Origin of the sequence: Spirulina subsalsa FACHB-351, assembly GCF_026130165.1 — a bacterium.
Lineage (GTDB): Bacteria > Cyanobacteriota > Cyanobacteriia > Cyanobacteriales > Spirulinaceae > Spirulina_A > Spirulina_A subsalsa_A.
In genome coordinates this window covers 1-25,763 of sequence record NZ_JAIHOM010000068.1, presented here as the reverse complement: position 1 = coordinate 25,763, position 25,763 = coordinate 1, and the positions used below count along the sequence as shown (strand labels likewise).

The following is a 25,763-nucleotide window of genomic DNA, read 5'->3' as shown; positions in this document are numbered from 1 at the left end:
GGGGTCAAAGTCGGAGGGGTCAATGGTGAGGGGTTCAATCCAGCCAATATCTGAACTGTCGTCTGCGGCATCAACGAGGCCGCTGGGGGTGAGGATGGGTTCAAGAATGAAGGCCTGAAAGTAGGTGTTTTCTTCTTCCTGTTGGGGGGATGAGAGTTGTTTGTTGCCAAACAAGTTAAAGAAGAGTTGTCCGATAAACATGGTAGATTCCCGGTCTTGCATCCGGTTGCGGTTTTTGTTTTCTATAGGGTTCTCTGGGGAAGGGTGAGAATTTGGTGCAAGGGTGCAAGTTATTGGGGGAATGCACAATATTGAATTATTGTCAACCTTCAAAGGGGGATTAAAAAAGGGCTAGTCTCTAGCCCTCTTGGTTCACCTTTTGAACGGTAACAGGTTGATCAGTTTTGTAAGGCACAGGGAATAAAGTTGACTTCTCCTGTGCTTAAGTTGCCGTAGTCTACCCAGCCGGGGACTGGGCGGCTAATGCGTAACCATAAACGGCCGGCTCTTCGATCTAAGGAATAGTTCGTGGCGGTGACTTCTTCACCCCGAAAAACCCGATCAATGGTACGGGAGCCGGTGCGAGGTTCACTATAGATGGGGAGTCCGGCGTTGGAACTGGGACGACTATTGACGCACAACCGCGAGGACATAATCTGGGTGATTGAACCTTCAATGAAGTCACCAACATCATCACATTGGGTTAAAAAGCGGGCTTCGACAAATCCCCGCACGGGTTCATTTACAGCAATCCAGCCACCTACAGGATTTTGTTCTGCGAGTTGAACTTGCTCGTTAGCTTGAACGGTCGCGATGGGTCTTTCCGGAGAACGATCGCGATAGATGAAGATTGAAGTATTCGCTCTGCGGCATCGGTCAAAGCGACTTTGAGCCAATTGGGTTGGGGCAGAGGTTTCTACCCCTTGCTCGGAATTAAGCAGACGATGGCTTTGATTAAGCGCGATCGCCGTTTCAGTCCCCAAGACACTGCCTAGGACTGCTAAGACTGTCACGGAGTATTTCCAGTATTTCATCTACAACCTCACAGTAGTTAGAGAACCGTCATAAACGAATGATGACGGAGGGAACGGGATTAAAGTTCTTGCAATGCTTAACACTATACATAACAACACTGGAAGGCGTTGTATTTCGGGTTGCCCTAGGATTGTTAAGAAACGTCGCTAAAGGTAAAGCTTGATTGCAAAAGTTGGAGTGAGAGAAGAGGGGTCTAAAGGGTCGATGCTACCCTAAAGTCTACCTTTTCTCGATCGTGATTGTTGTCAAAAAACTGGGATGTATAACAAAAATTCAAATCAAAATCTCTTAGAATCTGCCCTGATTGCCATGGTTGGGGCGGGAATTGTCACCTCTTGCGCGGTGAGCCAAGGACAGCATCCCCTCGTGGCTTTAGGGATTACGGGGGTGGCGGTAGGCTTTGCTTTGTTCTGTCAAAAGTCGGGGGTGATTTGAACGGTTTGTGAACTGATGCAACGGAAGGGATTCCAATTCTGACTGAGCGTGGCAAAATGAGCTACAGATGAGTTGCAATCTGGATCGCTCGCAATCACTAATAGTACGGAAAAATTGAAGATGATGGAATCCCTAGCTTATTTACATCATGCCCTTGCCTACGAGGATGATCACGGTGATAGTTCTCTGATGCTGACTCCCACTCTAATCCCAGAAGGGAGCGGGGGCGGTCCCTCGGGTTTATGGCGACGGGGGAAAGGTCGTCTGGTCACTGTTGGCATGGTGTTAGGTGGGATGGTGTTGGGACTCTGGGGGGCATCTTCCGAGGCCTTGGCTAGTGCCATGACGTTGTTGAGGGAAGGCGATCGCGGTTCTCATGTCCAAGCGGTACAAGTCCAATTGTCCAGTTTAGGCTATTTACAAGCCAGACCGACGGGCTATTTCGGTCCAGCGACTCGGGAAGCGGTGATCCGCTTACAACGGGAACATGGTTTAACCCCGGATGGGGTGATTGGCCCTCAAACTCAAGTGATTTTAAATCAACGACAAAGGACTGTAACGCCCAGCGCGCCTGAGATTACAGCGAATTTGTTACGTCAGGGCGATCGCAATTCTCAAGTCAGAACCCTGCAACAGGCACTACAACAGGCAGGAGTCTATAACGGTCCGATTACAGGCTACTTTGGCAACCAAACAGAGGCCGCCGTGCGACGCTTCCAACAACAGCGCGGCCTGCCTGTAGATGGCATTGTGGGGGCGCAAACCCTCAACGCCCTTCAATCGACCCCTACCCCGACTCAACCCTTCACCAGCGCCCCCCCTACGCCCCTCTTTGGCTTAGGCAGTCAGGGGAACGAGGTACGGGAGATTCAACAAAGGTTAAATAGTTTAGGTTATTTAGCCCAAGCTCCCAGTGGGGTGTATGATGAGGCCACAGAAGCGGCGGTGCGCAATTTCCAGCGCGATCGCAACCTAGCCATTGATGGACAAGTCGGGGGCAGCACCTTCAACCAACTGCGCAGCGCCATCAGTGCCGAACAAGTCCGCAGCTTACAGCAACGACTCCAACAGGGTGGCTTTTATCGCGGTCCGATTGATGGCGTTTGGGGTCCCCAAACCCAACAGGCTTTAGAATCGGCTCAACGGCTTTATGGGGTAAGTATGGGGGATGTCGTCCAAGGGAATTATTAGATGGGACTTTCCGACCTATTCCTCCTCCCCCCATCTCCGAGACGGTTCCGCCACTTTCCAACTAGGGGGCGCGTTGATTTCCTCGGGAGGAGGAGAAGGAACAAGTTCCAGTTGTTGGTGTTTCGGGGTGGGGCGAGATTTACCGGGTTTCGGTTTAGGGAGACTTTGCCCTTTCCGTCGTTCTGAGGTGCGTTCCTCGGCCGTGTCTTCTGTCACCACTTCATATAAAATAGCCAGCTTATTGGCTCCGCTCCCCTTGCGCAACACCCGCCCTAAGCGTTGGATATATTCCCGCATAGAACCAGTCCCCGAGAGAATCACAGCAATGCGAGCATCGGGAACATCTACCCCCTCATTAAGGACATGGGAGGCCACTAGCACCTTATAACGCCCCTCTCGGAAAGCAGTTAAGATGGCATGGCGTTCTTTTACCGGGGTTTGATGGGTGAGGGCAGGGATGAGAAACTCTTGAGAGATCCGGTAAACAGTGGCGTTGTCGTTGGTGAAGACGAGGAGAGATTCTGGGTAATGTTGGGTGATGAGTTCCGCTAAGACGCGCAATTTGCCATCGGTGCAGAGGGCGATTTCCTTCGCCTGACGGTGTGCCAACATCGCCCGTCTTCCTTCTGGCGATCGCGCCGAAGCTTGGACAAACAACTGCCAGCCCTGTAAACTACTCAGAGCAATCTTAGATTCCCGTAAAAATTGGTTGCGCGTTTGGATAGATTGATCATAAGTTTGTCGTTCTTTGGGAGACAATTTCACCTTAATTTGTACCACCCGATGTTCCGCCAAAGCTTTTCCAGATAACTCTTCCGGCGTTTTGCGATAAACCACCTCACCAATGAGACTGTCTAACGCTCGATGGGTACCGTCGGAACGTTCCGGAGTCGCCGTTAGACCTAAACGATAGGGGGCGATCGCATATTCCGCAATCACCCGAAAAAAATCCGTCGGCAAGTGATGACACTCATCAAAAATCAACAACGCATAACGATTTCCCAAACTCTCCGCCTGAATCGCTGCGCTATTATAAGTTGCAATGAGAATCGGTGTGCGATCGCGAGAACCTCCCCCCAATAACCCCAACTCCACATCCGGAAAAGCCGCCTCCAGTTGCGCATACCACTGGTGCATCAAATCCAACGTCGGCACCACAATCAACGTACTACGGGGTGTAGACTGCATCGCCAACTGAGCCAAATACGTCTTCCCAGCCGCCGTCGGCAACACCACCACCCCCCGACGACTCGCCAACTTCCAAGCTTCTAACGCCTCCTTCTGATGGAGATACGGTTCCATCTCCATACTCGGAGACAACTCCAACGGACTAAAATCCCGTGCCTCATCAATAAACTCAATCTCCTCCCTCTGCATCGCCTCCACCAAAGCCCGATAATGAATCGCCGGAATCCGAAACTTTTCCACCCGATCATCCCACGTCGCATAATCAATCCACACCCGTCCTTTCGGAGGAGGATGTAACAGCAAAGTTCCTCTATGGTAGGTCAGCTTCGGCAAACGAGGCATAATCCATCAAATATCGTCAACAATTCCCCATTCCCTAACCCAAAATCGCCCCTAATTCCTCTCGCAACGACTCAAAATTTAAACCATCCTCAGCAAACGCCCTCCGTAATAAATAATCAGGAATAAACGAATCATACTTATAACACTGGGGACTCTCAGGAGAAACCACCAAATCCTCCCCAGTCCAATCCCCCTCCAAATATCCCCTTAACCCTGCCCGGAAATCCTCCAAACTCACCCCCCGCCCCAACTTAAACAACATATAATAAGGTCCATAAGACTTCAACACCCGCACCCCCAAACCCGACTGCACCAACCGATGAATCACCCGTTCCAACGTCATAAACTCCCGACTCCCCAACCAAGGAAAAAAACAATATAAATTCTCCTCCAACTCCACAAAATAATCCTGATTAAACCCCCATCTCTCCCCCAACCGTCTCACCTTTTCCAACCGTTGACGCGCCCCCTCCAAAAGATAAGGATAAACCCCTTTCTCCCCTAAAACTTGCCGCATTTTTTGCAAAACTTTGACATGAATTTGTCCCCGCCCTCCCCGTCGCCAAGACACCGGAGAAATTCCCTCAATTGCCTTAACAAATAGCCGCTTTCGTGAATCGTCAATCTCCAAAACCTGCCAACTTTGACCCGCCAACGAAAAAGAACCCAGCAAAGGAGGCGGCGCAAAAATGCTCCCAATCTCCCCACCCTCACTATAAACCCTATATTCCGTAACATCCTCAAACACCGCATAAAAGCGAAAATTATGCACCCACTTCTCCCCAAATTTCCCTAAAATCAGAGTCCCCTGTTCCGTATATTCAAGATGTTTAATAGCCAGCCAATACCTTAATAACTCCTTAAAAACTTCCTGACTAATTGCCCCAAAAATAGGAATCGTGAGAACAATTTCCGCCAAAGCACTCGGCGAAACTTCCCCATAAGAACCAATAACACTTAAAGTCTGTTGATAGAGTAAACTATAGGGATATTTCCCCCACTCAATCGGCTCAAGCCAACCTTCCTCTAAATACAGTTGAATAATCGCGATCGCTTGTAACAATTGCCAAGGAACTTGGTCAAATAATTCCATCTCAGCCGTCAATTCAAGTTCCGTACAAACAAACCGCATATCTGCCGGATTATCCCGTCTCCCCGTCCGTCCTAAACGCTGTAAAAAACTAGAAACAGATAACGGTGCATTGAGTTGAACCACCCGTTCTAATTGTCCTAAATCAATCCCTAACTCCAACGTAACAGTTGCCGCCGTCACAGCAGGGCAATTATCCCGCATCGCTTGTTCCGCCTCCATTCTTAAGCTACTCGAAATACTGCCATGATGCACATAATAAATATCAGGTTGATTTAACATTTTAGCCAGTTGACGCAAATTCGCAGTAATCGATTCCGCCTCAGTTCTACTATTAGTAAAAATTAGAGCTTGACTATTTTGGGTAATTTCAAAAATATATTGATAAAAAGCCTCAAAATCTTTAATCTCCGCCCCCAAATTGGTTTGACTCTCCCCAACATAAAAATGTTCAACAGCCAATCTAACTCGACGTTCTTCTGCCGCAATTTCCGGCGCGATCGCCACCTCATTCGTTCCCTGTTCTAACCACTGTTTCGCCGCCCTTAAATCCCCCAACGTCGCCGATAATCCAATCCGTCTCGGATGATAGTGAATACAACGACTCAAGCGGGAAAGTTGACAGATAATTTGCGCCCCCCGTTGCGACTCCATAAAACTATGAATCTCATCAATAATCACAAAACGTAAATCACCGAATAAATCCGGCAACTTCTTAAAGTGATTAATCAGCAAACTTTCCAAAGACTCCGGCGTAATTTGTAAAATACCTTGGGGCTGATTTAATAACTTTTGTTTGCGACGGCTAGCAATATCCCCATGCCAAGCAAAAACCGGGGTATGGGTTTGTTTTAACAGGTCATTCAGCCGTTCAAACTGGTCATTAATGAGAGCTTTGATCGGGCTAATATAAAGCACGCTGACCGTTTTAGATGGATTTTGGTCTAAAACCGTCAAAATAGGCAGAAAAGCGGCTTCTGTTTTCCCTGAAGCCGTTCCCGTGGCGAGTAGGAGATGAGATGGACTATTAAAAATCACCTCACAGGCCGCCCTTTGAACAGGACGGAGTTCTGTCCAACCTTCCCGATAAATATAATCTTGGAGAAAAGGAGCCAGTTGATTAAACATTAAACCGGAATAACAACACATCTCCTTCTTTTACAATGTACTCTTTCCCCTCACTACGCACCAAACCCTTTTCCTTCGCCCCATTCATAGAACCACAAGCCACTAAATCCTCGTAAGACACCGTTTCCGCCCGAATGAATCCCCGTTCAAAATCCGAGTGAATCACCCCAGCCGCTTGGGGAGCCGTCATCCCAGCCAAAATAGTCCAAGCGCGGGTTTCCTTCTCCCCAGTCGTGAGATAAGTACGCAGACCTAATAACTCGTAGGTAGCACGAATTAAGGATTTTAAACCCCCTTCTTCCACCCCCAACGCCGCTAAAAAGTCCACTCGTTCCTCTTCCGAAAGTTCCACCAATTCCGATTCCACCTGAGCAGAAATAATCACCACTTTTGCTTGTTCTGCCTCCGCAACGGGACGCACAGCATCCACCCACTGATTCCCCTCCGCTAGGTCATCCTCAGAAACATTGGTAGCATAGATCACAGGTTTCCGGGTCAACAAACCAAGGGGTTTAATGATTAACTCTTCTTCTGGGGTTAAAGTGACTTGTCGGGCTGGTTTTCCGGCATCTAGTGCCGTTTGTAGGCGTTCGAGGATAGCTAATTCCTCTTGAGCATCTTTATTCGCTCTAGCCTGTTTGCGCACCCGTTCAATGCGTCGCTCCACTTGTCCTAAATCAGCTAGCGCCAGTTCTAAATTAATCACCTCGATATCCCGCACAGGGTCCACCGACCCAGCCACATGGATGATATCGTCATTATCGAAACAACGCACCACATGAACAATAGCATCCACTTCCCGAATATTGGCGAGAAACTGATTCCCCAGTCCTTCCCCTTGGCTGGCTCCTTTGACTAATCCGGCAATATCCACAAATTCGATGCGCGTGGGGACAATTTGCTGGGATTTGGAGAGTTTGGCCAGCACATCTAAGCGAGGGTCTGGAACAGCAACGACTCCCACATTGGGTTCAATGGTACAAAAGGGAAAGTTCGCTGCATCGGCTTTAGCGTTGGCGACCAAGGCGTTAAAGAGAGTAGATTTGCCAACGTTCGGTAATCCGACAATTCCGGCTCTGAGCATGGGAGGGTAAGATCCTAGTATATTCAGCAAAAAAGGGGCAAGATTTAATTTTACCCCAGTCCTTCACTCTAGCAGAGTTTGGGTCAGGCTTTATGGTAGAATGTGCCTCGGTCAATATTTGCTGTTTTCTTTCCCCCCTTCCCATTCCCCCCACTGGTTCAAGGGATTGACTCTTTTTTTTAATCAATTTGCCGTTTTCACTAAAACTTGATGAAGAAAAGGGGTTTTCTGCCCGGTTTCAGGGTCTAATAGGATGAGATGTTCTCTGTCCTCCCAGATAAGATGTACTCACAAGGGACTGAACACCTCAACTCGCACCACTCGATCTTTCTGACTAGGAGCTTTATCTAGAATGCCGACTCGCCAACTGACACCTCTTACACACACTGACGCATCTCCTCAAGGGTCAATGGCTACTTCCAGCATGAATTCTCAAGTTTTAACCCTCGATTTACCCCACATTAACGAACAACTGGCAGAAGCGAAGTCGGTGGAAATAGTCCAGTGGGCGGCGAGTACGTTTGGTTCAGGATTGGTCATGAGTACCAGTTTTGGCATTCAGGCGGCGGTGATGCTCCATCTGGTGACTCGTGTGGTGCCAGATATCCCGGTGATTTGGATTGATACGGGATATTTGCCCACGGAAACTTATTTGTTTGCTGAGGAGTTGACGCAACGGCTGAATCTGAATTTACAGGTTTATCAGTCGCCAATGAGTCCAGCCCGGATGGAGGCTCTCCATGGTCGTCTCTGGGAGCAACGAGATATTGAGGCACTGAACCGTTATGATCGGATTCGCAAGGTGGAGCCGATGCAACGGGCATTACAGGAGTTGGGCGCGACGGCTTGGCTGGCGGGGCTACGACGGCATCAGACGGAACACCGCAAACAGTTGGATGTGGTGAGCCAACAAGGGGAACTGTATAAGGTTTTGCCCATTTTGACTTGGCATTCTCGGGATGTTTATGAGTATCTGATGAAGTACGATTTACCCTACCATCCATTGTTTGACCAAGGGTATGTGACGGTGGGAGATTGGCATTCTAGCCGACCTCTGACGGCGGATGACCAAGATGAGCGAGACACGCGCTTTCATGGGCTGAAACAGGAGTGTGGGTTACATTTGCCCCAAAGCTTGGGCGAGGCGAAGAGTCGCGATTCCAGTGGGTTATAAGTCAATTATTCATGATCCATTCTCAAGACCTTGGACATCTCCTCATGATTGGAGATGTCTATTGCTGTTTTTCGGTTAATGTGTCATAAATAGTAAAGAATTGTAAAAAACACTGGACAAAAAGAGATATAAGATCATGGAAAAGGTAGAACCCACTGTTACCCCGACGTTAGAAGAACCCAAGTTTGGTTTTAATGATTATTCTGAGCGCCTCAATGGTCGTGCTGCGATGATTGGCTTTGCCCTGACGTTGCTGATTGAAGCGTTGACGGGTCAAGGGGTACTCGCTTGGTTGGGTTTGTCTTAAGTTGATGCTCATCCAGCTAGGGTCTGCTGAATAAGCCCAACGCTAGACTCAACAAGGGAATAGGGAATAGGGAATAGGTAATAATTATCAATTGTCAATTATCAATTATCAATTCCCCTGCTCCCCTGCTCCCCGACTCCCGACTCCCCGAGTTATTCCAGTAAGCCCTATCGAGCAGCAGGCTGAGATTGATTGAATTGTTCCCTCCGGTCAGAGTGTCAATTACGTGCAAACTTGATTCCGACCTTGTTGTTTAGCTCGATAGAGGGCTAAATCAGCTTGTTTTAATAAATTATCAATAGATAAATTTGTTGAACTTGCTACAGCAACGCCAAAAGAAGCTGTTACCTGTTCTGGAAGTGTCATGTTCTCTTGAGAAAAAGGAAAGGTAGCAATTGCTATTCTTAGCTTTTCAGCAATGGCTAAAGCTTCTGTCCAATCTGTATTAGATAAAACAACGACAAATTCTTCTCCTCCATAGCGGACGACCATATCATGAGAACGTACCCCTTGCTGGACAATTTTAGCCACTTGTATTAAAACTAAATCTCCCACATCGTGACCAAACTGATCGTTGATTTGTTTAAAGTAGTCTAAATCAAATAAAATAATGGCTAATAATGTGGGGGGATTTTTGTTTTTTTCTTGTTCTAGTTTTTCTGTAAATGCTCTACGATTAAATATTCCGGTTAACTCGTCTTTTTGTGAAATTTCATTCAGTTTTATATTGACTTCTTCTAGCTCGCCTTGGGTTTTAATGAAGTCTAAAATGGGAAAGCATAAAATCTGAGCATCAATACAAAATAAATTAAAAAACAAGGTAAATGAGAGTAAAATGCTGATTACATTTGCTGTAATTATATCGGGATATAAATATCCGATCATCAAAATACATCCTCTCAATATTAAAATCAAACTGATGAATAAGTTTAAAGTTGTTATAATCGATAAAACTAGCTTTTTGGGATGATGATTTAACAGGATAAAACCAGCGTAACCATAGTAAAGTCCATTGAAGATAGACGTATAAAATCCGGGAAGTAATTGATCATTCATTTTTGTTGTTAAAACAACAAAGGTAAGACTTAATACAAAACAATTTACTTTAAAATAAAGAGGTGTAATTGATTCTTCTTTGATACTATAGATGGAACAAATTAAAAGCATAGGAAACAGTAAAATAAAAACATTAGCTATAGATAGACTTAATATATTAATGCCAATAAAAAAACGTAAAAAGAAGAGTAACCATCCTAATGCAAAGGAAAAAGAAGCTAGTGAGAGATATTTTAAAAATAGTTTATGACGAATATTGAAGGCTAATTTAAGCAGAATTCCTTTTAGGATATAACTAAAAACTGTAAACAAAATTAGCGTTTTTGGATCAATGAATGATTGGAATTCCATTGTTTTTAAATAAACAGTAAAGGCGAATTAAAGCGGATAGCCAAACAAGCTTCACTTGTTCAAGGGGACAAGACCATAGCCCCATTCTTTTGGCTCGATGGGTATTGTGATCTGGTCTACATCAATGGTTAATTCTTGTAAGCGGGTTTGTAGGGCTGGGGGAAGTGTTTCTTGATAAGGTCCCCCTAAATGATGGGCTAAAAAGCGTTCTATGGCGACGGCGACGGCTAGACGATTGATGGATTGGGTGAAACCATGTCCTTCGTCGGGGGCGAGTAAATATTCTACTTCTTGCCCGAGATCCCGTAAGGCGATGACGATTTGATGGGATTCGGTGGCTCTGACTCGGGGATCGTTGGCTCCTTGAATGACGAGGAGGGGGGATTGAATGTGTTCTACGGCGAAGAGGGGGGATTGTTGCTGTAGGCGCTGTTTGTCTTGAGGATCGTTGGGATCTCCGACGCGCAGGGTGAGGAATTTCTGGAAGGGTTTCCAGTAGGGGGGGATGTTTTCTAAAAAGGTGACGATGTTGGAGATGCCGACGTAGGAAATTCCGGCTTGATAGAGGTGGGGGGTGAAGGCTAAACCAGCTAGGGCGGCGAATCCACCGTAGGAAATGCCAAAGATGGCGATGCGTTCTGGATCGGCAATTCCTTGTTCAATTAGGTATTCTACGCCGTCGGTGATGTCGTGCTGCATGGCTCCGGTGCCCCATTGTTGATTCCCGGCGTTGAGGAAGGCTTTGCCGTAGCCTGTGGAGCCGCGAAAGTTGGGCTGAAAGACGGCATAACCGCGATTGGCGAGGAATTGAACGTAGGGGTTATAGCCCCAACTGTCCCGGGCCCAGGGGCCGCCATGAGGAAAGACGACGAGGGGGAGGTTGTGGGGGGGTTTGTTGCCGGGTAGGGTGAGATAGGCGGGGATTTCAAGGTTGTCTCGGGCTGTGTAGCGGAAGGAGTGCATGGGGGCGAGGTCTTGGGGGGAGAGGTGGGGGCGTAGGTTGTAGAGGTGTTGGATGGTGCGGGTTTGGCGGTTGAAGAGGTAGACGGAACCGGGGTTAATATCGCTGCGGAGGGTGATGATTTGCAGGCGATCATCGGTGGTGGCGGATTGAAAGAAGATGTCTCCGGGGGGGAGGAGGGTTTGCAGGAGGGTGATATCCTGAGCAAATTGGGGATCTTGGGGGTACACTCGCCAGCGATCGCCTTCATAGTAGGTGGCGAGTAGTCGTTCATCTTCTGCGGCAAAGAGAGCAAAGCCAAAATCAACGGATTTCTGGGGATCTTGGTGAATCAGTTGGTAGGATTTGCGGTTGAGATCCAAGAGGATTAAACGGGTTTTATCGAGATGTTCTCCCCGGTTGCTAATGACGTACACTTGTTCTCCGTTGGGATGGAAGCGTAGCACGGAACAGGTTTCTTGGAAGTTGCAGCGATAGAGGGGGGTGAAGTGGTGGGGATCGACTCGGAGGATTTCGGTATCGCCGTTGGGGGTGCGTCGCACGGCAAGACGGAGGTTGCCTGTATGGTCTGTAATCCAGTCTACGATGGTTTGATCGTTCTCACGGAGTCGGTGTTTTTTCCCGGTGGTGATGTCGAGTTGATAAACGTCGTGATAGCGGGGATCTCGTTGGTTTAAGCCGATAATAATTTGGTGGGGTGTTGCTTGGGGGGTGGCTAAAATGAGGGCCCTAACGTCTGTTGGGGGTGTGAGTTGGCGGGAAGGGGTGAGGGTATGGGGCGAAATGGCGTAAATTTGAAAGTTTTCGTTGCCTGCTTGATCTTGGAGGTAGAGGATGGTTTGTCCGTCTTTACTCCAAAAGTAGCTGGCAATGGGGCGATCGCTTTCTGTGACGCGATAGGCTTCTGTAAACGGTGCATCAAGGGGTTTCACCCAAAGATTAGAGACTCCTTGCCACGGTTTGCGAAAGGCTAAATATTGACCATCTGGCGATAAGGTTAAATCGGAAAGTGCAGGTTCTCCAAAAAAATGTTCATGGTCAATTAAAACGGCAGCTTGTTCTGAATCATTTACGGTGAGAGGAAAATGGGAGAATGAGTGAGTTTCTAATGATCTCGTAAAGATTTCATGGGCTAGCACTCCATTATTCTGGAGAAGTCCCCCTAAAATTAATAGAGTGGCGAAATTATTTTTCAGGTATTGCTTCATGGGTTAGTTATTTTAGTTTTGGGATTATGCCTTAACAATTGCTCAAGTTTGTGTGGAGACATCTACTTATAGCAATGCTAGGTCAATGGGTAAAATCCCCTCACTTTTAACCCTACTCTGAGATGATGAGAGGGGAGTCAACGATCCCACGAGTTCTTGAGAATCGCTTTGTCTCTCTTAATATAGCTGATAACTGTGACAAAAATAGGGCAAAAATATTGTCATATTGTTAAATAACTAATCTACTGTTTTCCCCTCCTTGTCTTTAGCGATTTAAGGGTTAGGATTTTGGGAATATTAGACAATAAAAATGCTTTGCTTCATCTGGAAAACTGGAAATTCTCTCTAGCTCCCTTTTGTCAAGGGGGGAAATTTAGATGCAAATTTCTCTTGTGGGTTAACTTGATGGGTCTTATCCTGGACAACAAACCAGCAAAATATACCGAATAAAAAAATGGGTAAAGTGGAAAAAATTTGACTATTATCCGAGTGCCAAAAGTCAAAGGCAGTGGGGGAGTGAGCGGCAAAAAAGGCGAGCATTCCTAAGCGAATTCCATTGACCAATAACACTGTAGAAATCGCAACTAAGGGGACGATTACTTTATATAATTTGCGGGTAGGAATCAAGATTAAAAAGAGAATTGCAAGTTGTAACATCCAGAGAATGGTTGCAATTCCGGCACAGTGGGGATCAATCCACATGGCGCGTTGGGGAAATACAATAAAATCTTCGTGGTAATTTACATTAAAGCCTACATACCACAAGAAAAAGGTTGACAATTTTGCCATAAAGTGACTCACTCCGAACAGATTATTCAGGGGGTGAATGAGTCTTTCAATGGGGATGGTGAGAATGAGGAATAGGGCTAGATTTTGATAATATTTCCCCCATTGAGTGCGTCCGCAGAGGAGTAAACTTAAGCCGATAGCTGTGGTGAGGGGAAGTAAATAAATGAGCCAGTTTTGAGCGGCGAGGGAGGTTTGATTGAGGGATAAAAAGAGAATCCAAATCCCGGAAAGGAGGAAATGAGGGGGGGTGGGGTGTGGATGGGGGATAACTTGGTTTTGGCGGAGGCGTAGGATAAAGGCGATCGCAAATAAGACTGTTGTCGCCTGTAAACTGCTCAATCCTGCCACTCCTAGCACATGAAGAGTCAGGGCAAAAATAACGCCCCCCATCCCTAAGAGGATTTGGTTCATTCTAGCCAGAGAACGAAACCATGTTAAAGCTGTCATAGTCTTGGGTGATCTCAGTTTCCAACTTCAGACCTCCAGTGGAGCATCTTAAAGGGGATTGTATCGCAGGAAATGCCGTTCAAGAGGGTTTTCTTGCTTTAAGACGAGTTATTAATTCTTTGTAGAATATTCCCCAGTCCTGAGTTAAACTACAAACTAGCTATGTTTCTGGGGTCTACCATGCCATCCTCGCTTATTAAATCTCTCAGCATTTTAGGTCTGACTTTAGGCTCTCTGAGTTGGTCGCTGCCTGCCCTCGCGCTGGATTTCAGCTTTTCTTTTCAAAATGTGAGCGGTCAAATTACTGGAGTCCCACCGGGGGGCGGTGGAGCTACTCAAGTCACAGTCACCAGTTCTCCCATTGGTGGCAGTACGGGAAACTATGGGGGGGGTGGAACGTTTAGTATTTCTGGGGGGAATATCTCCAGTGCAAACTTCACCGGGACTTTTAACGGCAATACCCTAACCTTTTCTGGTACTACCGGGACTCTGGGCGGTGTTTCTGGGCCAGTTACTTTTTCTCCGTTAGGTGCGGCAGCGGCCCCTTGGGATTTTAACCCCACGGTGGCGTTACTGGTAGGGGCTGGAGTTTGGGCGATCGCATCTCGGCGGAAAAAAGGCGGCCAAAGCGCAGAAAATCCTACCCCCACCACCCTCATCCCCAACCTATCCCAAAGCTCCTCGGATACGCTATAGTCCCTTGAGTAAGGACTAACAATAAAGGGTTTTAGCATCTTGTCTCAATCTGATCTCTCCCCATCTAACTCCCCTAATTCTGACCAATCTTCAGACTCCCCCTCCCCCAAATCTGCCAATCTGCCCCCACCCCCCACCTCTAAGGGGTGGTCTAAACCTTCAAGAAAAAGCAGAAGAGGGGGGATCGTTTTATCAGAAAATGCCCTTTATAGTTCCCTCTCTCTCCTGCCTCTGGTCGGCTATGCCTTGCTCCTATTTACCGTCGTTGATTTTGTTTATTTAGTAGTCCCTCCCCGTTTGACCGATCCCATTTGGCAGTTTGAAGTGATGGGGGGATTAGTAGAACGGATTTGGGCGCCCTTATTAGGGTTTGTATGTATTTTTTACAACCGTCAGGAACAACTCACACGCTGGCAAATGCGGCGCTTAAGATTGTTATCTTGGTTCGCTCTATTATTAGGGTTAACCTATTTATTTCTGCTCCCTTTAGGCTTAGGTAATACTTGGCGGATTCATCAATTTAATAAAATTCAAGTAGAAGATCAGATTTCGCGGGAAATTTTTCAAGTGAATCAACTGCGCAATCGTCTACAATCTGCGACGACTCTTTCTGAACTCAATGATGTGGCACAGGTGGTTAATTTCACGGTAGAATCCCCCAATAATCTCCCGACCTATCGCAATCAAATCCGAGTTAAAATCGACGAAGCAGAACAGGAATTTATGCGTCAAGTCGGTATTCAGTGGGAAAATCAAAAATTGACCTTGCTTAAAAATTCTGTCAAACTCAATATCGGAACAATTCTCTCTGGAATGTGGTTAGTTTTAGTCTGGATTCGCACCCATTGGGCGCGTCAACGCTATTGATTCAGCTTTAATTTATCCCATCTAGCATTTCAACAATTGTCAATTTTTGACCTGTTGAAATAGATGGAATCCCCGTCCATTTACGGCGGGGCTGATGTCAATGCCAACTGCTCACATCTCTTAATTCGGGAGGGATGATCACATCAGAGGGAAATTCTAGGGCTGTTTCTGAGATGCCTAAATAGCCCGATTGAGCAAAGGATAATAACATTCGATTTAACGCGACCCAAACGGGGCGATCAAATTCCCAATTTCCGCCTCTTGGGGCGTAACAACTGATAGATTTTAATGCCCAAAAGTAACTATTTCGCACTACCGATCCCCCTTTTTTATAAGGAGGGACATCTTCGGCATGGATTAGTAGAATATTATCTTCAAGAGTAGCCCGCATAATTACGATATTAGTTTTAGTTTTATCAAAACGGTGGGTTCTCAATCAGGGGTTTAATATAGTTTTTCAGGGTCACTAAATCCTTTTGAATAACGCTCCAAATTTCTTCAAGCTCAATCTCATCATAATCATGAGTGATGATATCACGCATACCCGCAATTTGTTTCCAAGGAATTTCCGAGTGTTGCTCACGAAACTGGGCGGATAAACGCTTAGTCGCTTCTCCAATAACAATAAGACGACGCACAATAGCATCTTGTTTTTCTATATTGTTTTCAAGGCTCTTTCGATCAATATCTTGAACATAAGTGTAAATCAGTTCAATGGAGTCTTGAATATCAATCAGTGCTTCAATATCTCGCAACATAAATAACCTTAGCAGAACTTAGAATATTTTGACGACGTAACCAGTTTCGACTGCGCTCAATTGCCGTTTTACTAACCAAATCTACTGGACGACCTAACAAAGTTTCCAACTGTTCTTGTAGGCATAATTTTTGTAGAAGATTTCGTTGAGCGGTCGGTAGGTAAGACACCAAAAAGTCAATATCACTATCAGGATTAAAGTCATCACGCAGGATTGAACCAAACAATGCCAGTTCAGCAATTTGGTGGTGTTGACAAAATTCAGCTAAATGTTCAGGAGTAATGCCCAGTCGAGCATAAATTCTGGATAAAGACTGTGGAAGCATGATCAACATCAAAGGTTTTTGATCTCATTGATATCTTTGAGCATTGATTTTCCTCTAGAGGAAGAATCGGATTAATGGAGTAGTAGAATATTATCTTCAAGAGTAGCCCGCATAACTGAATCAATGAATTGGCGAAAAATTGGCTTTGCTTTGTTGTGGTTAGGATTTGTCCTCTATGCTTTTGCCTTTGCCCCACCAGATCAACCGGATACGTTTGACCTGATTAAACGCCTGTCTAGCGGGGACTGGACAGGGATTAATCCCTTGGTGGTGGCTTTATTTAATATTATGGGGGTCTGGCCGATCATTTACGGCTGTGTGCTGTTTATTGATGGTCGAGGGCAAAAAATTCCGGCTTTTCCCTTTGCCTTGGGAACCTTTGCGCTGGGGGCGTTTGCGCTGTTGCCTTATTTGGCCTTACGGGAGGAGAATCGGGAGTTTAGGGGGGAGAAAGGTTGGTTTCTCAAACTCCAAGATTCTCGCGTTTTGGGGGTGATTTTGTTGGTGAGTGCGATCGCCCTTGTGGGATGGGGAGTCACTCAAGGGGATTGGGGGGACTTCCTTCAGCAATGGCAAACTCGCCGTTTTATCCATGTGATGTCCCTTGATTTTTGTCTCCTCTGTGTCCTCTTTCCCGCCCTTCTGGGGGATGATCTCGCCCGTCGTGGCATTCAAAATCCTACCCCCTTCTGGCTGTTGTCTCTCCTTCCCCTGTTTGGTCCCTTGGTGTATTTGTGTGTACGGCCTCCTGTCGCGGAACACCCCCTAAGGGAGGAACTTCCCGTATAGGGCATAACGGCGGAAGGGTTGGGCATAGCGTAAACTCAGGTTAAGGGAGGGGTTTTGTTCGTGCATCAGGGCATGAATCACTTGCTTATAGCCCAATTGGGTGGCGATCGCATGACATTCTTTCACCAACAAATTCCCCAAGCCCGCATAGTCCCGTTTCGGCAGCACCGCAACAGTTTTGAGGATAACTCGCTCTACCGCTTCCCCCCGTTGTGCTTGGCTAAAATCCGGGAATGCGAACAAGAAACCGATAGTTTTTTTGTCCTGTTGTGCAATGAGGATTAACTCAGAATTTAACTGAGGCAATAGGGGGGCGTAGAGTTGAATAAAATCCCCTTCTGAGAGGGGAGAATAGAGGAAATTGTGGCGGAATGCCCCGATCATCACCCGATAGAGTCGTTGGAGTTCCTCAATTTCCAGTTTAGCCCGGCGAATGGTGATATTTTGCCCCGCCAAGCGATGACGGATTCTGGCTAAACGAGGATCAATCTGTTCTAAATCGGTGCAGAGATGAGACTGGTAAAAAGCAATGGGGGTGAATCCAGCCCGGGTGAAGCATTCAGGGGAAAAATGCTCTAGATTTGGCTCACTAAAAAACAGGGAATCCGAAGGGCTAGAATAGATGATACGGTAACGATACCCGGTGTTTCCGTCTACAGGTGCGATCGCCCAAAAACACCCCCTGTCCCGTAACTTCTGAATCCCCCGCGCCAACAACTGCGGAATTATCTCCCCAGATTCCACCTTCAAATGACCGATAAACCCCACCTTTTGCCCTTGATAATCCGGCGTTTCCCGCCACCACAGCGAATAATAGCCCCAACACCTGCCCCCCTCCACTGCCAAGCCATGAAGATCCGGCCTTTCCCGTTGCCACTGTTGGGGTGATAAGCGTAAACTATCCCCATAGTCCAGCTGGACTTGGGTGAATTGTTCCTCCGTCGTGATGGTGACGAACTCCATGTTATCCATAACACCAAAAAGCACCCGTTACAGCTTCAGTTTAACGGGCAATTTTTGAAATTAATTTTTAATTTCTCAACTAGGCCGGAACCACTTGCAACATCAACGCTCGCTGATCAAAAGATTGTACTTTGGCAATTTGGCCCAAATCGTTAATAATGCGTTGGAGCAGTTCATTAGCGCGATCGCGATGTTGATGTTCTCGACCTCGTAAGCGAACCTGGAAGCGCACAGAATCCCCTTTACTCAACCATTCCTCAGCCCGCCTGATTCGCACCCCATAATCCGACTCTCCCACATTAGGACGTAACTTGACCTCTTTCAAAACAGACTTAGCACTCGTGCCTTGTCGTTTCTTCTGCTGATAGCAAAACTTGCCATAGTCCAGGATCTTCGCCACAGGTGCATCTTTTCCAGAAGACACCATGACTAAATCCAGTTTGACATCCTTCGCCATTTGTAGCGCTTTAGCTGTGTCAGTTAAGCCTAAGTTATTGTTCTCATGGTCGATGAGTAAAACTTGAGGGGCTTTGATTTGTTGGTTGATGGGTTGCTTCTTAACGATAAGCTTGTCCTTGAATTCTGCAAGACTATTATAACACTTTAGGCGTTTAACTGCAAGGTGATTGATGGTTTGGGGTGTAGGGGAATCGGGAGTTGGTAACTGATGACTGATGACTGATATTATGCCTAATTAGCATTAATTTAATGCAAAAATAGGATGAGTTCAAAAAATCGGTAGTTTTTGTAACGAAATATAACGGACAGTCTCCTTAAAGTCTGACAAGATGGGAGTGGATATGGAACAGTCCAAGGTCAAACGTGGCTGATCGGTCACGGGGCTTTCAAGACAAACTGTATTTTCCTGTTATGACTGTTCTTTTTCTGAGTTACCAATGTGACTGCAATGAATGAAACGCCACCGTTAGAGCAAATGTGTTTAGGGAAAGTCTATCTCGTAGGTGCCGGCCCAGGAGATCCCGGTCTGCTGACCTTGAAAGGGAAGGGACTATTAGAATGTGCCGATGTGGTGATTTATGATGCCTTAGTCAGTCCCCTGATTCTGAGCATGATTAATCCCCAAGCGGAGAAGATCAACGCGGGAAAACGCTGTGGTCGTCACTCTCTGCTACAAGGTGAAACGACACAACTCCTGATTGAAAAAGCCCATCAACACGCCATTGTTGTCCGATTGAAGGGAGGAGATCCCTTTGTGTTTGGTCGGGGGGGTGAGGAAATGGAGGATTTGCTCAAAGCGGGGGTATCAGTGGAGGTGGTGCCAGGGGTAACGTCGGGAATTGCTGCACCGGCCTATTGTGGGATTCCCTTAACTCATCGCAACTATAGTTCTTCGGTGACGTTTGTGACAGGTCATGAGGCTACGGGAAAATACCGACCTCAAGTGAATTGGCAGGCGATCGCACAAGGTTCGGAAACCATTGTCATCTACATGGGTGTTCACAATTTACCCGCTATTATCCCAGAATTGCTGACCGGGGGATTAAGTCCTCAAACCCCCATCGCCCTCATTCGTTGGGGAACTCGTCCAGATCAAGAGGAGTTAGTCGGAACCCTGGAAACCATTATAGAACAGGTAGAGCAGACAGGTTTTGAAGCCCCTGCCATTGCTGTTATTGGTCAGGTAGTCAACTTACAAGCCGTTTTGAGTCATTATTCTCCCTTAGTTGTGATGAATTCAGGAAATGACCAATAATGTCCGATCTCTTTCAATTTGAACAGGATTTTGTGGAATCATTGCGTTGTATTCCCATGGCTGTCCGCTTAAAATTAGATACCTGTGGGGTCAAGCTCAAACTCACCCACTGGCATCAATTTAATCTGGAGGAACGGCAAAAACTGTTACAACTTCCCTGTAAAAATGCTCCAGATATAGCCCATTATGAACAGTATTTACAAGGGTTAGTGGAAAAATATACCGGAACTCCTGCCTCCCGATTAAAGATCGATCCTCATCCTCCGTGGTTAGAAGAGCAAAGTATCCCCCCAACAGTATTAGAAAAAGCGGCCACCGTTTCGGTGACGATTCCTTTAGAAAAATGGGCTAACTTATCATCTCTTCAACGTTTTATTCTAATTAAACTGAGTCGTCCCGGTCATGAAAACAAAAATTTTTTACCCGCCCTGAAGGAGTTTAATTTAATCTAATGTTTATCCGAAAGTTTGTCCAAGGGAACTGGTTAATCTATTGAATATGGTTATGCAAACGATAATGTCAAAATTGTCCCACAAGGCTCAGGTTGCTTCTGCTCAAGGAGATTTAAAGTCAGCCATCTACTATGTTCAACAGTTCTTATTAGAAGAACAAGATCAGCCCTTGCCAAGGGATAACTCGTCAGAAAAACAACAAGTCTTAGAGGTATTATTAGAAATCTTAGACCAAGGAGACTTTCACAGTCGTTGGGATGTGGTTAAACTCTTGCCTCATTGGGGGGTGGAAGCACTCCCGAGTTTAATGGCTATTTTAGAGTCAGACCCTGAAGATCCAGAAAAACAATGGTTTGTCACGCGGATTTTAGGCTCTTTTCCCCATCCTCCAGTGATTCAGAGCTTGATTCACTGTCTCCACCACAGTCCCCATGAGGATGTAGTGAGTAGTGCGGCCGCGGCCTTGGCAACCATGGGAGAAGCGGCTGTAGTGGCTTTGGGAGAGTTATTGGAGGAACCGGAGTCTCGTTTGTTAGCGGTGCGTTCTTTGGCTCAAATTCGCTGCCCGGCTGTAATTGAACCGTTATTGGGGGCAGTGAAAGATGACGATTGGCAGGTGAGGGCGATCGCACTCGAAGCCTTAGCCAGTTTCCACCAAGAACCCATTCTCGAACAGTTAATCCTCAGTTTAGACGACTTAGCCGCCCCAGTGCGGAAAGAAGCCGTGATCGGTTTAGGGATGCAGGCCCACGTCTTTCCTGAATATAACTTACTGCCCTATCTACAACCTCGCCTCTATGACTTTAATCTGAGTGTGTGCCAACAAGCGGCGATCGCCATTAGCCGTTTAGGTAGCAACGAAGCCGCCCAAACCCTCCTAAACGTCCTCCAGTCCGCCGCCACCCCCATCCGCCTTAAAATCGACCTAATTCGGGCTTTAGCGTGGATGGAAACGCCCTATAGTCTCGACTGTTTGCGCTTTGTTCTCAATAACCAACCTGAAGCCACGACCCGAGAAATTATTGCTGTTTTAGGTCGAGTGGAAAGTTTAACTCTCCGTCCCATTGCCGCCCAAATTCTCCTAGATTTTGCCCAGACTCAGCCTCTCTATTTAACGCCTGAGATTAAACAGGCCTTAGCCGTCGCTTGGGGACAATTACAAGACTCTTGTGCTTTGGACTATTTAAGCCAAATGCAGGAAGATGCAGAGCCTAAAGTGAAATTACACGCGATCGCTGCCCTAAAAAAACTACATTCGACCCAACCTAAAGTCAGCAGGGGTCGCCTGTTATACCCGAAGGGTTAGCGGGAGAGAACTTCACTACTCCACTCTGAGCATTGACGATTAATTCTCAATACTCAATTCCCATATCTTACTGATTACTGTTACGACGGGATGGAATACCACTCACTCGGAAGATATCGGCAACAGTGGGACAATAAACAGGTAAGCCAAAGGTGGCCGGACTGACAGGATTTTTATACACAAAATGGCGGTAATTCATACAGAATCGATCCCAAGCAGCCATCTGAATCCGAAACAGAACAATGATGAAATTAGCAAACCAAAGGGTGAGGGGAATTCGCCAATAAATGCGGTGGCCAAAATACTCGCAAACTTCCGCTACAGCATCATTGACGGTGGTGGCAGGATTGCCGAGGACAACTTGCTTGAGGTAAATATCATCGAGTTCGTTTACTACGTCATAGGGGAGGGGATTGTCCACTAAATAAACTACGACGCGGGCGATATCTTGACTGTGGAGAAAGTGAAAGCTAGCATCTCCTTGAAACCAACGTGCGAAGGGAACCCATTTGACAATATCTTTTAAGCCGGAGGAAATATGAGAATAGGGTTTATTTCCGTCTCCCCCTAAGACTAAAGTGGGAAATAAAACGGTGATTTTAGGGGCAATATTTAAGCGAGGAAGTTGGGTCATCATATCGTATTTTGACCGGATATAATCTGTCCCTAATTGTCTCGCTTCTTCTAATAGTTGGTTTTTTCGGTTTAATATACTGGCGGTGGAAAAATATAAAACTTGTTCGCAAATTTCAGGATCTAATAAGTTCATTAGCCGCAAGGTTTTAGCTACGTTAGTATCAAAAACTTCGGCTGTTCCTCCCCAAGCATTAGCGGCTAATATAGCAATGTGAATCGTTTTTAATAGGTCACTAAACTGTTCAATGTCCATCATGTCCCCTTGTAATACGGTGATTCCGGGGCGGGCATTGTAATCAAATTTGAGTTTAGCGGGATTGCGTACTAATAAGAACAGTTCATGGTCTGTTTCTTGAATGAGTAATTCGGTGAAGTAATGACCAATACAGCCACTTGCACCTGTTATGAAAATCCGTTTGGATGTCATGGGCTGCTACTGCTACAAAAGATGAAAGCTGTTTAGAGAGAATTGATAATTGATAATTTACCCTGACTTTAGGCGTGGACGGCTAACAAATCATTGACTTGTTTTCCGGTTTCAAAGAATACTCGTACATGGTCTTCTGGGGTTCCGGGGAGTACGCCATGACCTAGGTTCAAGATATGACCTTGACCGCCTGTTTTTTGTACGGTGTCAATAATGCGATCGCGAATAAAGGCCGGAGAACCAAATAAAACCCCCGGATCGACATTCCCTTGCACTTTCATGGCACGACCAAGACGTTGACGCGCTTCAGCCATGTCTACGGTCCAGTCCACGCTGACAATATCCACCCCGGATTGACCCATGCGTTCTAAAACTCCAGCACTGCCACTGATATAAAGAATCAAAGGGGTGTCGGGATGGGTAGCTTTGACTTGACGGACGACTTGCTGTTGATAGGGCAGCGCAAAGGTTTCGTAGTCTTGGGGGGTCAGTTGTCCAGCCCATGAATCGAACATTTGCACCACTTGCGCGCCGCAGTCGATTTGATAACGGACATAAACGGCGATCGCATCGGCTAATTTACTCAGTAACTGATGCAGCACGGCCGGTTCTGAGAAGGCCATCCCTTTGATGATGGAATAGTTCTTAGAACTCTTGCCTTCTACAGCATAGGCGGCTAAAGTCCAAGGCGCTCCCACAAATCCCAAAACCGTGGACTGATTACCCACTTCTTGGCGTAGGGTGTTCAAAATGGTCTTGATAAAGGGTAAAGACGCTTCCGGCTCCAGAGGATGGAGGTTTTTCACCTGTTCGGCATTGCGAACAGGGGGGTCAATAACCGGACCGCGACTCTCGATAATATCAAAGGGGATGCCGATGCCGGGCAAGGGGGTTAAAATGTCCGAGAACATGATCACCCCGTCGGGTTGAAACGCCCGCCAAGGTTGTAGGGAAATCTCAATCGCTAAATCGGCATTTTCTGACCGTTCCCGAAAACTGGGGTAGCGATCGCGCAAGTCTCGATAGACTTTCATATAGCGTCCCGCTTGGCGCATCATCCAAACCGGGGGGCGCTCGGCGGTTTCACCCCGCGCCACTCGTAATAGTAAAGGTTCCTGGGTTGACCCAGCCATAGAAACTCCGTGTTATTCTATAAAGTTTTTTAGGGCATTTGTTAGCTTATCATCTTGTGCTAGACCCTTTATCCTTTCTCTTGAGGTTTCGCAACATTCCATTTCAGGAAGGGAAGGACAAAATTCCTCGCTCCCCGTCGAGATCCACCAGGGCACCGACGGGGAGGGCGGCATTGGGGCCATCGTGACCAAAGGGTAAGTCGGCGACAATGGGACAAGGGAGATCCCCAAGGCGATCGCGCAACATTTCCCCCACCGTCCAAGTCTCTGGATTCCCCTCACAGCGACTAAACCGCCCCAAGGCAATTCCCCCCACCCCTTCCAGTCGTCCACTCAGCCGCCACTGGGTTAACATTCGGTCGAGACGGTAGGGAGCCTCAGCCACATCTTCAAGGGCTAAAATTACCCCCTCTAAATTAGGTTCAAGAGGGGTAGCGAGGAGGTGAGTCGCGACAGTTAAATTAGCAGGCAGGAGACGACCTGTTCCCTTCCCTCCCCCCCATCCCTTACCTTGTAATGGGGCCAGAGGACGACCTTCCACACAATCAAACAGGCGCTGTTTTGACCAATCCGGTTCTTGGGCTAAAGTCGTTAAAACCGGGCCATGCACCCCCCCTAAGCCCTGAGTGGCTAAACTCCACAGCAGACTGGTAATATCGGAAAACCCGATCAGCCATTTGGGGGGTAAATTCGGCCAAGTCCAGCCTTCCAACAGACGCGCCCCCCCATAGCCCCCCCGCGCACAAAGAACGCCCTGAGCGCCCCCTTGCCACGCTTCTAAGAGGGCTTGACTCCGTTGGAGGTCTGAACCTGCCAAATAGCCGTAGCGTTGCCGCCATGCGTCACTGAGGGCAATCTGATAGCCTCGCTCTTGCCAGATTTTGACCCCCGCTTCCAAGGCGCTATATTCTTTCAGCGCACCACTGGGGGCGATAATCTCTAGGGTGTCCCCCGGTTTGAGGGGTGGGGGAAAGAGTAGGGGAGAGGACATGGAAAATCAGGGACGGGGACGGGGGTATAATAGCCCCCAGTTTCGAGTCGGGTCAATCCTTGATAATATCAGCAGGATCTGCGTTATAGTTTTGGGCAAAAAGGCCGAAAAAAAACCTTGATTTACTTCGGAACAGCTAAATGTCAAGGTGTAGATCCCAACAAGACTCCAACAGGGAGCATGAGATTACGAGGAGACAAGTCATGAAAAACCTGCGGAACGATTGTGTCTGGAACGAAGAACGGCGAGGGGCTGTTCAAGGGGAATTGTTAGAATTCATTATCCAAGATGAACCCTATATTTATCCTTGGGATGTGACAGATCCGGAAGTGGACTCCTATCTTGACCATTTAGAACAAGAGTTCTTAGGTGAACCCGGATGGAATGAGGAAGAATTAGCCACCCAGTCCTATGAGTTCTTTGCCACGGCGGAAAAGTGTTGGTTGAATGTTAGGGAAAAGGGGGCTGTGAATGAAGTTCGATCCTCGTTATTAGCACAATTTGGCGATCGCATTCCCCATGATTGGTTAGATGCCATTGTCCAGCAAGCAGAAACCTTGATTCATGCTCCCCTTTCCCCCATTGACCGCTTAATTGAATGCGTGAAACCCCTGTTAGATCAATGGTCTAGTGAAGATTTACAAATCTTTGCCCGTCCCCTTGTCTATGCTATGCGGAGTCATTCCGTCCCTAAACCCCAAGATTCCCGGAGTTGGGAGCAGTTATCCACCATTGAACAAGCTCGTTATACCTTACAAGTAGCCCAACAGGTCTTAACGGAATTAGAAGACCATTGACACTCCCCGGCCTAAAGGCACGGGGATTCTTCACTCAACGAATCAGCTTGCCCTGACAGGATTACTCCAGCCAAAGTAGAGGCCCATTCTCCTGAAGCGTTACTTGCGTCTAGCGCAAAAGTT

27 protein-coding genes are annotated in these 25,763 nt (G+C 47.0%); 11 read left to right on the top strand and 16 right to left on the bottom strand.

Annotated elements, in window-relative coordinates; all coding sequences use genetic code 11:
• A partial coding sequence (locus tag K4A83_RS14090; protein WP_265265242.1) for a hypothetical protein occupies window positions 1-201 on the bottom strand: 201 nt, incomplete at its 3' end.
• A gap of 197 nt (window positions 202-398) precedes the next feature.
• Entirely contained in the window at window positions 399-1,034 is a 636-nt protein-coding gene (locus K4A83_RS14085) for a hypothetical protein (RefSeq protein ID WP_265265241.1), read from the bottom strand.
• A 259-nt stretch (window positions 1,035-1,293) separates the two neighbouring features.
• Here K4A83_RS14085 and K4A83_RS14080 point away from each other — a divergent pair, with 259 nt between their 5' ends.
• Together K4A83_RS14080 and K4A83_RS14075 are read left to right on the top strand one after the other, a co-directional pair.
• Window positions 1,294-1,470: a hypothetical protein gene (locus K4A83_RS14080; RefSeq protein WP_265265240.1), complete on the top strand. Its 177-nt coding sequence runs from the start codon at window positions 1,294-1,296 to the stop codon at window positions 1,468-1,470.
• Window positions 1,471-1,590: 120 nt separating this feature from the next.
• Entirely contained in the window at window positions 1,591-2,661 is a 1,071-nt protein-coding gene (locus K4A83_RS14075; RefSeq protein ID WP_265265239.1) for a peptidoglycan-binding domain-containing protein, read from the top strand.
• A 15-nt stretch (window positions 2,662-2,676) separates the two neighbouring features.
• On the opposite strand, the gene K4A83_RS14070 is transcribed toward K4A83_RS14075, so the two are convergent.
• From K4A83_RS14070 to ychF, 3 genes are read right to left on the bottom strand one after another with little or no spacing between them, the layout of a single operon-like run.
• On the bottom strand, window positions 2,677-4,191 hold the full coding sequence (locus K4A83_RS14070; protein ID WP_265265238.1) for a DEAD/DEAH box helicase: 1,515 nt from the start codon (window positions 4,189-4,191) through the stop codon (window positions 2,677-2,679).
• A gap of 34 nt (window positions 4,192-4,225) precedes the next feature.
• Entirely contained in the window at window positions 4,226-6,409 is a 2,184-nt protein-coding gene (locus K4A83_RS14065; RefSeq protein WP_265265237.1) for a DEAD/DEAH box helicase, read from the bottom strand.
• On the bottom strand, window positions 6,402-7,493 hold the full coding sequence (ychF, locus tag K4A83_RS14060; RefSeq protein ID WP_265265236.1) for a redox-regulated ATPase YchF: 1,092 nt from the start codon (window positions 7,491-7,493) through the stop codon (window positions 6,402-6,404). Before ychF ends, K4A83_RS14065 begins: the two co-directional genes overlap by 8 nt.
• A gap of 409 nt (window positions 7,494-7,902) precedes the next feature.
• On the opposite strand from ychF, the gene K4A83_RS14055 reads away from it, so the two are divergent.
• Both K4A83_RS14055 and K4A83_RS14050 read left to right on the top strand, forming a co-directional pair.
• Window positions 7,903-8,667: a phosphoadenylyl-sulfate reductase gene (locus K4A83_RS14055; protein ID WP_265265235.1), complete on the top strand. Its 765-nt coding sequence runs from the start codon at window positions 7,903-7,905 to the stop codon at window positions 8,665-8,667.
• Between the two features lie 136 nt (window positions 8,668-8,803).
• Entirely contained in the window at window positions 8,804-8,974 is a 171-nt protein-coding gene (locus K4A83_RS14050; protein WP_265265234.1) for a hypothetical protein, read from the top strand.
• 222 nt (window positions 8,975-9,196) lie between these two features.
• On the opposite strand, the gene K4A83_RS14045 is transcribed toward K4A83_RS14050, so the two are convergent.
• The 3 genes from K4A83_RS14045 to K4A83_RS14035 all read right to left on the bottom strand — a co-directional run bounded on the left by K4A83_RS14045 (window position 9,197) and on the right by K4A83_RS14035 (window position 13,786).
• On the bottom strand, window positions 9,197-10,381 hold the full coding sequence (locus K4A83_RS14045) for a GGDEF domain-containing protein (protein ID WP_265265233.1): 1,185 nt from the start codon (window positions 10,379-10,381) through the stop codon (window positions 9,197-9,199).
• Between the two features lie 51 nt (window positions 10,382-10,432).
• Window positions 10,433-12,550, bottom strand: a complete 2,118-nt coding sequence (locus tag K4A83_RS14040) for a S9 family peptidase (protein ID WP_265265232.1) — start codon at window positions 12,548-12,550, stop codon at window positions 10,433-10,435.
• A 345-nt stretch (window positions 12,551-12,895) separates the two neighbouring features.
• Entirely contained in the window at window positions 12,896-13,786 is an 891-nt protein-coding gene (locus tag K4A83_RS14035; RefSeq protein ID WP_265265231.1) for an archaeosortase/exosortase family protein, read from the bottom strand.
• A gap of 180 nt (window positions 13,787-13,966) precedes the next feature.
• On the opposite strand from K4A83_RS14035, the gene K4A83_RS14030 reads away from it, so the two are divergent.
• Together K4A83_RS14030 and hpsJ-A are read left to right on the top strand one after the other, a co-directional pair.
• Window positions 13,967-14,482 carry a hypothetical protein gene (locus K4A83_RS14030; protein ID WP_265265230.1) on the top strand — a complete coding sequence of 172 codons (516 nt, stop codon included), beginning with the start codon at window positions 13,967-13,969 and terminating at the stop codon, window positions 14,480-14,482.
• Window positions 14,483-14,521: 39 nt separating this feature from the next.
• Window positions 14,522-15,349 (top strand): HpsJ-like protein, cyanoexosortase A-associated, encoded by an 828-nt coding sequence (hpsJ-A, locus tag K4A83_RS14025; protein WP_265265229.1) that lies wholly within the window; start codon window positions 14,522-14,524, stop codon window positions 15,347-15,349.
• A 97-nt stretch (window positions 15,350-15,446) separates the two neighbouring features.
• Here hpsJ-A and K4A83_RS14020 read toward each other — a convergent pair whose 3' ends face one another.
• Genes K4A83_RS14020 through K4A83_RS14010 form a run of 3 tightly spaced genes read right to left on the bottom strand, consistent with a single transcriptional unit; the run spans window position 15,447 to window position 16,432 of the window.
• Complete coding sequence (locus tag K4A83_RS14020) at window positions 15,447-15,740, bottom strand: hypothetical protein (protein ID WP_265265228.1); 294 nt, start codon at window positions 15,738-15,740, stop codon at window positions 15,447-15,449.
• A 25-nt stretch (window positions 15,741-15,765) separates the two neighbouring features.
• A complete protein-coding gene (locus K4A83_RS14015; RefSeq protein ID WP_265265227.1) occupies window positions 15,766-16,107 on the bottom strand; it encodes a HepT-like ribonuclease domain-containing protein in 342 nt (113 codons plus the stop codon).
• Complete coding sequence (locus tag K4A83_RS14010) at window positions 16,091-16,432, bottom strand: nucleotidyltransferase family protein (protein WP_265265226.1); 342 nt, start codon at window positions 16,430-16,432, stop codon at window positions 16,091-16,093. The genes K4A83_RS14015 and K4A83_RS14010 overlap by 17 nt, the downstream gene beginning before the upstream one ends.
• A 123-nt stretch (window positions 16,433-16,555) precedes the next feature.
• Between K4A83_RS14010 and K4A83_RS14005 the strand changes: the two genes are divergently transcribed.
• Window positions 16,556-17,221, top strand: coding sequence for a hypothetical protein (locus tag K4A83_RS14005; protein ID WP_265265225.1), 666 nt, complete (start codon window positions 16,556-16,558; stop codon window positions 17,219-17,221).
• On the opposite strand, the gene K4A83_RS14000 is transcribed toward K4A83_RS14005, so the two are convergent.
• On the bottom strand, window positions 17,198-18,193 hold the full coding sequence (locus K4A83_RS14000) for a GNAT family N-acetyltransferase (RefSeq protein ID WP_265265224.1): 996 nt from the start codon (window positions 18,191-18,193) through the stop codon (window positions 17,198-17,200). The genes K4A83_RS14005 and K4A83_RS14000 overlap by 24 nt on opposite strands.
• A 70-nt stretch (window positions 18,194-18,263) precedes the next feature.
• On the bottom strand, window positions 18,264-18,731 hold the full coding sequence (gene infC, locus K4A83_RS13995; protein ID WP_026079852.1) for a translation initiation factor IF-3: 468 nt from the start codon (window positions 18,729-18,731) through the stop codon (window positions 18,264-18,266).
• Between the two features lie 360 nt (window positions 18,732-19,091).
• Between infC and cobA the strand changes: the two genes are divergently transcribed.
• The 3 genes from cobA (at window position 19,092) to K4A83_RS13980 (ending at window position 21,656) form a co-directional block, all read left to right on the top strand.
• Window positions 19,092-19,898 (top strand): uroporphyrinogen-III C-methyltransferase, encoded by an 807-nt coding sequence (gene cobA, locus K4A83_RS13990; protein ID WP_265265223.1) that lies wholly within the window; start codon window positions 19,092-19,094, stop codon window positions 19,896-19,898.
• Window positions 19,898-20,350 (top strand): nitrate reductase associated protein, encoded by a 453-nt coding sequence (locus tag K4A83_RS13985; RefSeq protein ID WP_265265222.1) that lies wholly within the window; start codon window positions 19,898-19,900, stop codon window positions 20,348-20,350. The genes cobA and K4A83_RS13985 overlap by 1 nt, the downstream gene beginning before the upstream one ends.
• 64 nt (window positions 20,351-20,414) lie before the next feature.
• Complete coding sequence (locus K4A83_RS13980; RefSeq protein WP_265265221.1) at window positions 20,415-21,656, top strand: HEAT repeat domain-containing protein; 1,242 nt, start codon at window positions 20,415-20,417, stop codon at window positions 21,654-21,656.
• Between the two features lie 67 nt (window positions 21,657-21,723).
• On the opposite strand, the gene K4A83_RS13975 is transcribed toward K4A83_RS13980, so the two are convergent.
• The 3 genes from K4A83_RS13975 to K4A83_RS13965 all read right to left on the bottom strand — a co-directional run bounded on the left by K4A83_RS13975 (window position 21,724) and on the right by K4A83_RS13965 (window position 24,843).
• Window positions 21,724-22,719 carry an NAD-dependent epimerase/dehydratase family protein gene (locus tag K4A83_RS13975; protein ID WP_265265220.1) on the bottom strand — a complete coding sequence of 332 codons (996 nt, stop codon included), beginning with the start codon at window positions 22,717-22,719 and terminating at the stop codon, window positions 21,724-21,726.
• A gap of 68 nt (window positions 22,720-22,787) precedes the next feature.
• Window positions 22,788-23,852: a uroporphyrinogen decarboxylase gene (gene hemE, locus K4A83_RS13970; RefSeq protein ID WP_265265219.1), complete on the bottom strand. Its 1,065-nt coding sequence runs from the start codon at window positions 23,850-23,852 to the stop codon at window positions 22,788-22,790.
• Between the two features lie 103 nt (window positions 23,853-23,955).
• Window positions 23,956-24,843 carry a S66 peptidase family protein gene (locus K4A83_RS13965; RefSeq protein ID WP_265265218.1) on the bottom strand — a complete coding sequence of 296 codons (888 nt, stop codon included), beginning with the start codon at window positions 24,841-24,843 and terminating at the stop codon, window positions 23,956-23,958.
• Window positions 24,844-25,046: 203 nt separating this feature from the next.
• On the opposite strand from K4A83_RS13965, the gene K4A83_RS13960 reads away from it, so the two are divergent.
• Complete coding sequence (locus tag K4A83_RS13960; RefSeq protein WP_265265217.1) at window positions 25,047-25,640, top strand: hypothetical protein; 594 nt, start codon at window positions 25,047-25,049, stop codon at window positions 25,638-25,640.
• Window positions 25,641-25,763: the final 123 nt, after the last annotated feature.

Excerpts from the sequence above, each read along its gene's own strand:
- K4A83_RS13960 (WP_265265217.1), top strand. The coding sequence starts at position 25,047 with ATGAAAAACCTGCGGAACGATTGTGTCTGGAACGAAGAACGGCGAGGG.
- K4A83_RS14015 (WP_265265227.1), bottom strand. The coding sequence starts at position 16,107 with ATGTTGCGAGATATTGAAGCACTGATTGATATTCAAGACTCCATTGAA.
- K4A83_RS13975 (WP_265265220.1), bottom strand. The coding sequence starts at position 22,719 with ATGACATCCAAACGGATTTTCATAACAGGTGCAAGTGGCTGTATTGGT.
- hemE (WP_265265219.1), bottom strand. The coding sequence starts at position 23,852 with ATGGCTGGGTCAACCCAGGAACCTTTACTATTACGAGTGGCGCGGGGT.
- K4A83_RS14085 (WP_265265241.1), bottom strand. The coding sequence starts at position 1,034 with ATGAAATACTGGAAATACTCCGTGACAGTCTTAGCAGTCCTAGGCAGT.
- K4A83_RS14070 (WP_265265238.1), bottom strand. The coding sequence starts at position 4,191 with ATGCCTCGTTTGCCGAAGCTGACCTACCATAGAGGAACTTTGCTGTTA.
- K4A83_RS14075 (WP_265265239.1), top strand. The coding sequence starts at position 1,591 with ATGATGGAATCCCTAGCTTATTTACATCATGCCCTTGCCTACGAGGAT.
- K4A83_RS13985 (WP_265265222.1), top strand. The coding sequence starts at position 19,898 with ATGTCCGATCTCTTTCAATTTGAACAGGATTTTGTGGAATCATTGCGT.
- K4A83_RS14055 (WP_265265235.1), top strand. The coding sequence starts at position 7,903 with ATGGCTACTTCCAGCATGAATTCTCAAGTTTTAACCCTCGATTTACCC.
- K4A83_RS14035 (WP_265265231.1), bottom strand. The coding sequence starts at position 13,786 with ATGACAGCTTTAACATGGTTTCGTTCTCTGGCTAGAATGAACCAAATC.
- K4A83_RS14030 (WP_265265230.1), top strand. The coding sequence starts at position 13,967 with ATGCCATCCTCGCTTATTAAATCTCTCAGCATTTTAGGTCTGACTTTA.
- K4A83_RS13965 (WP_265265218.1), bottom strand. The coding sequence starts at position 24,843 with ATGTCCTCTCCCCTACTCTTTCCCCCACCCCTCAAACCGGGGGACACC.
- K4A83_RS14000 (WP_265265224.1), bottom strand. The coding sequence starts at position 18,193 with ATGGATAACATGGAGTTCGTCACCATCACGACGGAGGAACAATTCACC.
- K4A83_RS14020 (WP_265265228.1), bottom strand. The coding sequence starts at position 15,740 with ATGCGGGCTACTCTTGAAGATAATATTCTACTAATCCATGCCGAAGAT.
- K4A83_RS14065 (WP_265265237.1), bottom strand. The coding sequence starts at position 6,409 with ATGTTTAATCAACTGGCTCCTTTTCTCCAAGATTATATTTATCGGGAA.
- K4A83_RS14010 (WP_265265226.1), bottom strand. The coding sequence starts at position 16,432 with ATGCTTCCACAGTCTTTATCCAGAATTTATGCTCGACTGGGCATTACT.
- K4A83_RS14005 (WP_265265225.1), top strand. The coding sequence starts at position 16,556 with ATGAATTGGCGAAAAATTGGCTTTGCTTTGTTGTGGTTAGGATTTGTC.
- K4A83_RS14045 (WP_265265233.1), bottom strand. The coding sequence starts at position 10,381 with ATGGAATTCCAATCATTCATTGATCCAAAAACGCTAATTTTGTTTACA.
- K4A83_RS14040 (WP_265265232.1), bottom strand. The coding sequence starts at position 12,550 with ATGAAGCAATACCTGAAAAATAATTTCGCCACTCTATTAATTTTAGGG.
- ychF (WP_265265236.1), bottom strand. The coding sequence starts at position 7,493 with ATGCTCAGAGCCGGAATTGTCGGATTACCGAACGTTGGCAAATCTACT.
- K4A83_RS13980 (WP_265265221.1), top strand. The coding sequence starts at position 20,415 with ATGTCAAAATTGTCCCACAAGGCTCAGGTTGCTTCTGCTCAAGGAGAT.
- K4A83_RS14080 (WP_265265240.1), top strand. The coding sequence starts at position 1,294 with ATGTATAACAAAAATTCAAATCAAAATCTCTTAGAATCTGCCCTGATT.
- K4A83_RS14050 (WP_265265234.1), top strand. The coding sequence starts at position 8,804 with ATGGAAAAGGTAGAACCCACTGTTACCCCGACGTTAGAAGAACCCAAG.
- cobA (WP_265265223.1), top strand. The coding sequence starts at position 19,092 with ATGAATGAAACGCCACCGTTAGAGCAAATGTGTTTAGGGAAAGTCTAT.